Here is a 6,598-nt window from a genome sequence, read left to right as displayed (position 1 = left end):
GCCGAGAGAACAGTCAATGGGCTCTGGGACCGCATCGGTAAGATGGTTGAACTCATCGAACCGCAAGAGGCTCAGAATTACTTCAACTCGTGCGGATATGATCCAACTTGAAAGGGAAACGCTCTAAAATAGCCCAGAGCTTCTCTTCCAGCCATTTGACGTGGGCACGCGTCAGATTGTCGTCCTTGCTGGTGAAGATCAGGAAGGTATCAAACGCGATTGGAAACTTGCTGTTCGTATAGCGTTGCGAGAAGTCGTCACTTTCACCAACATAAATTGCGGGCAAATCATCCTCAGCGCCAGATCTGATGAGAAGATAAACGCACGAACGGCTAAGGACTTCATCCTGAAGCGCTCGCTTGAAGAACTCGGGTTGCCCCGTGATAGCAACGCCTGTCCAGTTGTCGAGCTCGACAGTGCGAAGACTGCGCGGATCTTGCCCTGTGATGAAAATCTTTACGACACGACCGAACGCTTCATTGGAACTCATATTATTCTGACACAGCCCCCCAGATTTCGAGATGTATTCTTTAACATAACGCACTGGCGTAATGTCAAATTCGATTCGGAATAGCAGGTGGAAATTGAAGCATGTTCACAGGTGAAATTCGCTCAATAGTTGATCAGGTCTGGAATGCTTTCTGGGCAGGTGGGATCACCTATGCCATGCTACGGTGGTCGCGTTTCAAGAATGACGGTCCTGCGCGCATGTTTTTCATTGTGTCGGAAAATGTTTTTCAGTCGCGGTACGGCCTGGTACACTTCTGACGCTTACCAACTTCGAGGAAGTGCAAACTAAGTTTCTCTCCGCTGGTATTGGTGCTGCCATGCATTTGGAGAAAGCGGCGGAGATAGCGCAATGCTCTGGCGCGTTCGTCCGCTTGCTCGTCAGCCTTGACAGCGCGGCCGGGTAGTTTTTTCAGTGGTCTTGATTGGATGCGATCGCGAGATATGGCTGTCTTCAGATGTATTTTTACTGCCTCGCTTTGGGTGGTTCTGATCTAACCAGTCAGCCGGTACAATGACTATGAATGTTCTCAACGCAGGCGCTCAGTTCGAGCGCGATCGGCTAATTGAACGCACGCAGTATGGCCTCAAGCAAGTCAAGTCTGAACGGAAAAATTTAGGGTGTCCATCGACACTTGGGATAAACAGAAACAGGACGTGCACGCTGATTTTGTAGCAGGCATACATATTTCAGCTATAACTCGAAAATTTGTGACCACTCGACAAACGGTCATACGCGACAAGGGGGCTGTTAAAAATGTTGGGAAAATTGATGACAAATGAATGCTGGCAATCGTTCAAAAAGCTTACTGAGCGCTTGGAGTTGCGTCTGGTCACGGTATCAGATAGCGCGGCACTGCAAAAATTAATGACGCCTGCGATTAGCCGGTGGGTGGCCGCTTGGCCATATCCTCTTACACAAAAAGCTGCTGAAAAGATAATTGATAAAGCCCTCACTGGTCATGCAGAACAGCGTACGCTTCCACTCGTAATCGTGAACCAAGCTGACAATCAGGTCATTGGATGGATCAAAGTAGATTTTGAAGAGTTTGATGGAAAGCGAGTTGGCGAAATCGGCTACTGGCTCTCTGAAGAAGTTCATGGCATGGGATTGGGCTATGAAGCCGCCCAAGGACTAATTGCAGCTTGCTTTGAAGGATTGAGAGTACATTCAATGCGAGCAGGCGCGCAAACCGAGAATACCATTTCTCATAATCTCCTAATGAAATTGGGAATGCACAGAATTGGGGAGCAGCTTGTCTTTGCACCGGCTAGAAATAGAGATGAATTGTGCACTTATTTCGAAATGATGAGAACCTGATTATGGCTTTCTGATTTAACCGCATAACGACTACGAGTGCGGCATCTGATGGCGCGCTCCTGTATGGTCTTCATCCGTTTGAGCTTGTTGTATGATTTATAACTGCTCTTGTTTCGGTCCCGTTAAGGCAAACAGATCACGTATTTTCAGCGTTTCAATCAGAACAGGAGATGCTCTAAGATTTCAAAACGCTCCGAGTTAAGCGGCCTATGGGCTGCTTTTTTTTGCATAAGCAATAACTGCATCGGTGAGATAAAGAAATTTAGTTCCAAACATTCCTCTGCTAAGAGAGGAATGGCGCGAGTGACGGGGCTCGAACCCGCGACCTCCGGCGTGACAGGCCGGCACTCTAACCAACTGAGCTACACCCGCGCATTGTTCTGATGTCTTTCGATCAGGAACGCTGCTCATGTATTCGGGAACTTGGTCAGCGTCAATCGTTTCCGCACGTAAGATGATAAAAAAGTTGGGATAATTCTAATTTAGGCTCATAACTGTGGAAAATGCAGTCATTTTGCTGCCATTTTAAATTTACCGCTTCTGTGCAGGCGTGAATTTGGCAGAAAAAGCGGCGCCCTAACATAAACGCCGCTCGTTTTAGATTCGAGCTGCGGACAGATTCGCCAGTCTTAGGATCAATCTTAATTTCGACCGTCGCGTCATTTTATGAAACTGTCTATTGCCACGCGCCAAAATGCGTCTGCAAATAGCAGCCAAACACAAGAAAAGCAGCAATAGCCAAAACAAATAAGAATATCTTCATATTATGAATATCTACATTATCAACATCACAAACAAGAAAACTCTATGTGAACTGTCCCCGGCTATGCGCAGGGCTTTTCACGCCCATTGCAGGGCTGTGACGTTTAACCATTAAAAGCGTTAAAAAGAATTCATAAGCCTTCCCATTGATATCCGAAAATCCATCGCCATTTGCGCTGTTCAATACCTCAATTTAAAAATTCCAACGGAAACCTATGGCCACATCCTCCAAGCGCCGTGCATTGCTGATTGTCAATCCAAAAGCCCGCAATGGCAAAGGGTTCAATGCGGTTATGCGCGCGATACTCGAACGTGGAAACCTTGCTCTCATCGAGAAGACAGTCCGGGGCGATGAAACCATTTCGGATGTTATTCGTGCGAACGCCGATGTGGACATGGTTATTATTGGCGGTGGCGATGGTACGCTAAACGCAGCAGCGCGAGGGCTCGTCGAAACGAAACTGCCGCTTGCCATATTGCCGTTTGGTACGGCCAACGATTTCGCCCGCACGATTGGCATTCCTGCCAATCCCATTGAGGCAACACGGCAATTGCTCACCTATCATCCACATCCAATTGATCTTGGTGAGGTCAATGGCCACCTTTATTTCAATGTCGCCAGTATTGGCTTTAGTGCAGAGCTTGCACAACAACTCAGTTCTGATGCCAAGAAAAAATGGGGCAAATTCGGCTATGCGATTGCGGCAGGCCGTATTCTCATGCGTTCGGAATTGTTCACAGCCTATCTTGAGCATGATGGGATGACCGAAACGATCAAGACGCTTCAGGTATCGGTTGGGAATGGCAAATTTTATGGCGGCGGTATGGCTGTCCAAAAAGACGCAGCCATTGATGACGGCAAACTCGATTTTTACAGTTTGGAAGTTGATGGTTGGTGGGAGTTGCTGCGTCTGCTTCCCAGCCTGCGTCAGGGAACCCAGTCGAAATGGGATGATGTGCGCGCTTTTCCAACACAGGAAGTCATTATTCGCACAAAAAAACCGCGTCCGGTCAACACAGATGGTGAACTTACGACCTGGACGCCCGCGCATTTTCGCCTGCACCGCGAGGTGATCCGCGCCTATCGGCCTGCATCATTTTAAATTCACAAAAAATGGCCCGCTCTTGAAAGAACGGGCCCAATTCATGACGTTAGGTGATTGGCTCGGAGGTCAGAAGAGCCGTCAATATAACGCTCAATGCCCCCCAGTGTTCCATCATCAGAAGAAAAAATACCAGATAAACAGAACTGCGATGAATGGTACGCCAAGAAGCCAGAGGATAAGAGCTCGGAACATTTTGTTTCTCCTTCATGTTGAAAAATCAACGCGCAGGCAAACCGAAAGTTCCCTGTTGGATGTGTCAGAAATATGCGGATAGCTGACGACTCATTATAGGGATTTGCAAAAGCTTTAATGATCCGTCAATAATTCAGTGACATCACTATTTTCTAAAAGATAAGTTCGATCTCTCGATCAACGAAAAATTGCGGGCGTATGGCGTATGAGTTCTAACGGGTGGCGAAACCGTGCTGAAAGTGCGGAACTGTCGATAAGGCGCGATAAGCGTGCACCGGCTGCGATGTTGACCTTTGTTGCGCTGGCTCTTGCTCTTGCAGGCTGTGCAAGTGCTCCACAGCCAAAATCGAAGAAAAAGCACCCAAAAGAATATTTTGCTGAATCCAAATATGGCGTCAAAGCCAGTCCCCGTGTCACCAGTGTTCAGGGCAAACCGCTGCCGCGTGGCGGTGGGCGTGATCAGATTGGCAAACCCTATCAGGTTAAAGGCCGCTGGTATTATCCGAAAGAGAACAAGAATTATGCCTCAACGGGTCGCGCTTCCTGGTATGGCAGCGCTTTTCATGGCCGGTTGACCGCCAATGGCGAAATCTATGACATGACGCATTTGACAGCAGCGCATCCAACGATGCCGCTGCCAAGCTATGCGCGCGTTACCAATATGTATAATGGTAGCTCGATCATCGTTCGTGTGAATGATCGCGGACCATTCGAGCGTGATCGCGTTATTGATCTGTCGCAAAAGGCGGCTGAGATGCTGGATTACCAGCATCATGGTACTGCTGACGTGAAGGTGGAATATGTTGGACGCGCTCCGCTTGACGGGCAGGATGATGCCTATCTGATGGCATCCTATCGACCAGGCAATGCTGATCCGATCGGACAGCCAGCCACAGGCGTCATGATGGCAATGAATGCACCGACACCAACACCGGCAGGCATTGCGGCTATGCCTATTCCGCAATCATCACCGTTTGAAGTCAATCAGGCTTATGGCGATGGTGATATGCCTTTGTTACCCGCGAGTGTTCCCGTTCCGTCACAGCGTCCGGCTCATAGCTTTGGTGTTGCTACAGCCGCAAATATTGGTGGATTGGGGTATGCTTCTGATCGTTTGGCGGCATCTGCCTATGCAGAAGAACGCACTTACGGCAGTATTTTGACTGAAAGTGCGATTTCGAACGCATGGAAGCGCAAAGACGCGGAAGAGCCGCGTGAATATGTTGAACTGGGCACGTTTAATACGCTGGAAGATGCGTTGAAGCTTCAGAAATCCCTGCCTCGGTCTGCGCGCGTCACGCGCACGAAAACACCGACAGAGCAGGGCGATGTTTACGAACTGACGGCATTTGCCCAAAATGGCAACAACGACGATCTGCTTCGTGCAGCATGGAAGGCTGGAGCGAGCGACGCTTTTGTCGTTCGTGCCGATTGATTCCAGCTGCAAATACCGCGTGGCTTCATTCGAAAATGACGAGGGTAGGATGCAACGGCCTAAAAGCGTGAAGTTTGTAACGGCGGTTGCCGTTTCGTTTCTTTTCGCTTTGCCAAGCTATGCGCAGACTGTACCGGCAGAGTTCGCCACCAAAGCGCCGCAGGTCCTTTTGTTGGACGATAAAAGTGGCACGGTTCTTCTTTCCAAAAATCCGGATTTGAAAATTCCACCAGCGTCACTTGCCAAGCTGATGACGGCGGAGGTTGTTTTTGAGGCGCTTAAAAAAGGCGAAACAACGCTCGAAACCGCCTATCCAGTCACGGAATATGCGTGGCGTACTGGTGGTGCACCGTCGCGGACGTCCACCATGTTTGCGGCGCTCAAATCGACACCAACTGTCGCCGATCTTCTTCAGGGCATGATTGTTCAGGCAGCCAATGATGGTGCGATCATTCTTGCCGAAGGCTTGTCCGGTGATGAGGCCGCCTTTTCAAAGAAAATGAATGAACGAGCGCAAGAATTGGGGCTTACCGGCTCGCATTTCGTCAACGCCACCGGATTGCCGGCGGACGGACAGACCGTAACGCTCTCTGATCTCATAAAGCTTGCGCGACATATCTACAGTGCGCATCCAGAGGCTTACACTTATTATGCACAGGAAGCATTTACCTGGAACAAGATCATGCAACGCAATCGAAACCCGCTCTTGCGGCTCGATATTGGTGCCGATGGCATGGCGACGGGTTATACGGAGGCATCGGGGTACGCGCTTGTAGGGTCAGCAAAACAGAATGGGCGACGGCTTTTTTTGGCCATGAGTGGCTTAACCAGCACCAAAGAGCGTGAAGAAGAGGCCAAAAAGCTCATTCAGTGGGGTATGACCTCCTTTGATGCCATCAATATTTATATGGCGAACGATGAGATCGGTGCAGCACAGGTTTTCGGCGGTTCGGCGTCCAGTGTCCCGCTGAAAGTGAAAGATAGCGTTGAATTGTTGCTCCCAAAGGAGGGGCGCGACAAGCTCAAAGCACGCATCACTTACGAAGGTCCGTTAAACGCGCCGGTCGATGCAGACACACAAGTCGGAACCATGCAATTTGAGTTAAACGGCAATGTGGTTCAGGAAATACCGCTATATACGGCGCAGGACGTCGCAATTGGTACGCTCTCGCAGCGCGCCAGAGGCGCTGTGATGGAGCTTGCGACCGGCTGGTTGAGGAAATATCTCTAAACCCTCGACGTTCCAGTTAAACGCCGATAAACAGAGCAGAGATT

6 protein-coding genes, 1 tRNA gene and 1 pseudogene are annotated in these 6,598 nt (G+C 49.5%); 6 read left to right on the top strand and 2 right to left on the bottom strand.

Annotated elements, in window-relative coordinates; all coding sequences use genetic code 11:
- A pseudogene (locus tag OPR82_RS10575) lies at positions 1-111 on the top strand (IS630 family transposase); the annotation flags it as partial.
- Here OPR82_RS10575 and OPR82_RS10570 read toward each other — a convergent pair.
- A complete protein-coding gene (locus OPR82_RS10570) occupies positions 83-490 on the bottom strand; it encodes a GIY-YIG nuclease family protein (RefSeq protein WP_265984740.1) in 408 nt (135 codons plus the stop codon). The pseudogene OPR82_RS10575 and the gene OPR82_RS10570 sit on opposite strands and share 29 nt — an antisense overlap.
- A 101-nt stretch (positions 491-591) precedes the next feature.
- On the opposite strand from OPR82_RS10570, the gene OPR82_RS10565 reads away from it, so the two are divergent.
- Positions 592-768 (top strand): hypothetical protein, encoded by a 177-nt coding sequence (locus OPR82_RS10565; RefSeq protein ID WP_265984739.1) that lies wholly within the window; start codon positions 592-594, stop codon positions 766-768.
- 511 nt (positions 769-1,279) lie between these two features.
- On the top strand, positions 1,280-1,828 hold the full coding sequence (locus OPR82_RS10560) for a GNAT family N-acetyltransferase (protein ID WP_265984738.1): 549 nt from the start codon (positions 1,280-1,282) through the stop codon (positions 1,826-1,828).
- A gap of 295 nt (positions 1,829-2,123) precedes the next feature.
- On the opposite strand, the gene OPR82_RS10555 is transcribed toward OPR82_RS10560, so the two are convergent.
- Positions 2,124-2,200 (bottom strand) — tRNA-Asp (locus OPR82_RS10555).
- Positions 2,201-2,805: 605 nt separating this feature from the next.
- Between OPR82_RS10555 and OPR82_RS10550 the strand changes: the two genes are divergently transcribed.
- The 3 genes from OPR82_RS10550 to OPR82_RS10540 all read left to right on the top strand — a co-directional run bounded on the left by OPR82_RS10550 (position 2,806) and on the right by OPR82_RS10540 (position 6,554).
- Positions 2,806-3,693: a lipid kinase gene (locus OPR82_RS10550; protein ID WP_265984737.1), complete on the top strand. Its 888-nt coding sequence runs from the start codon at positions 2,806-2,808 to the stop codon at positions 3,691-3,693.
- 400 nt (positions 3,694-4,093) lie between these two features.
- Complete coding sequence (locus OPR82_RS10545) at positions 4,094-5,323, top strand: septal ring lytic transglycosylase RlpA family protein (protein ID WP_265984736.1); 1,230 nt, start codon at positions 4,094-4,096, stop codon at positions 5,321-5,323.
- A gap of 49 nt (positions 5,324-5,372) precedes the next feature.
- Complete coding sequence (locus tag OPR82_RS10540; RefSeq protein ID WP_265984751.1) at positions 5,373-6,554, top strand: D-alanyl-D-alanine carboxypeptidase family protein; 1,182 nt, start codon at positions 5,373-5,375, stop codon at positions 6,552-6,554.
- Positions 6,555-6,598 lie beyond the last annotated feature (44 nt).

This window comes from Ochrobactrum chromiisoli (assembly GCF_026241335.1).
Taxonomy (GTDB): Bacteria; Pseudomonadota; Alphaproteobacteria; order Rhizobiales; family Rhizobiaceae; genus Brucella; species Brucella chromiisoli.
Note: the sequence above shows the minus strand (reverse complement) of the source record. Positions and strands in the feature narration are given on the sequence as shown.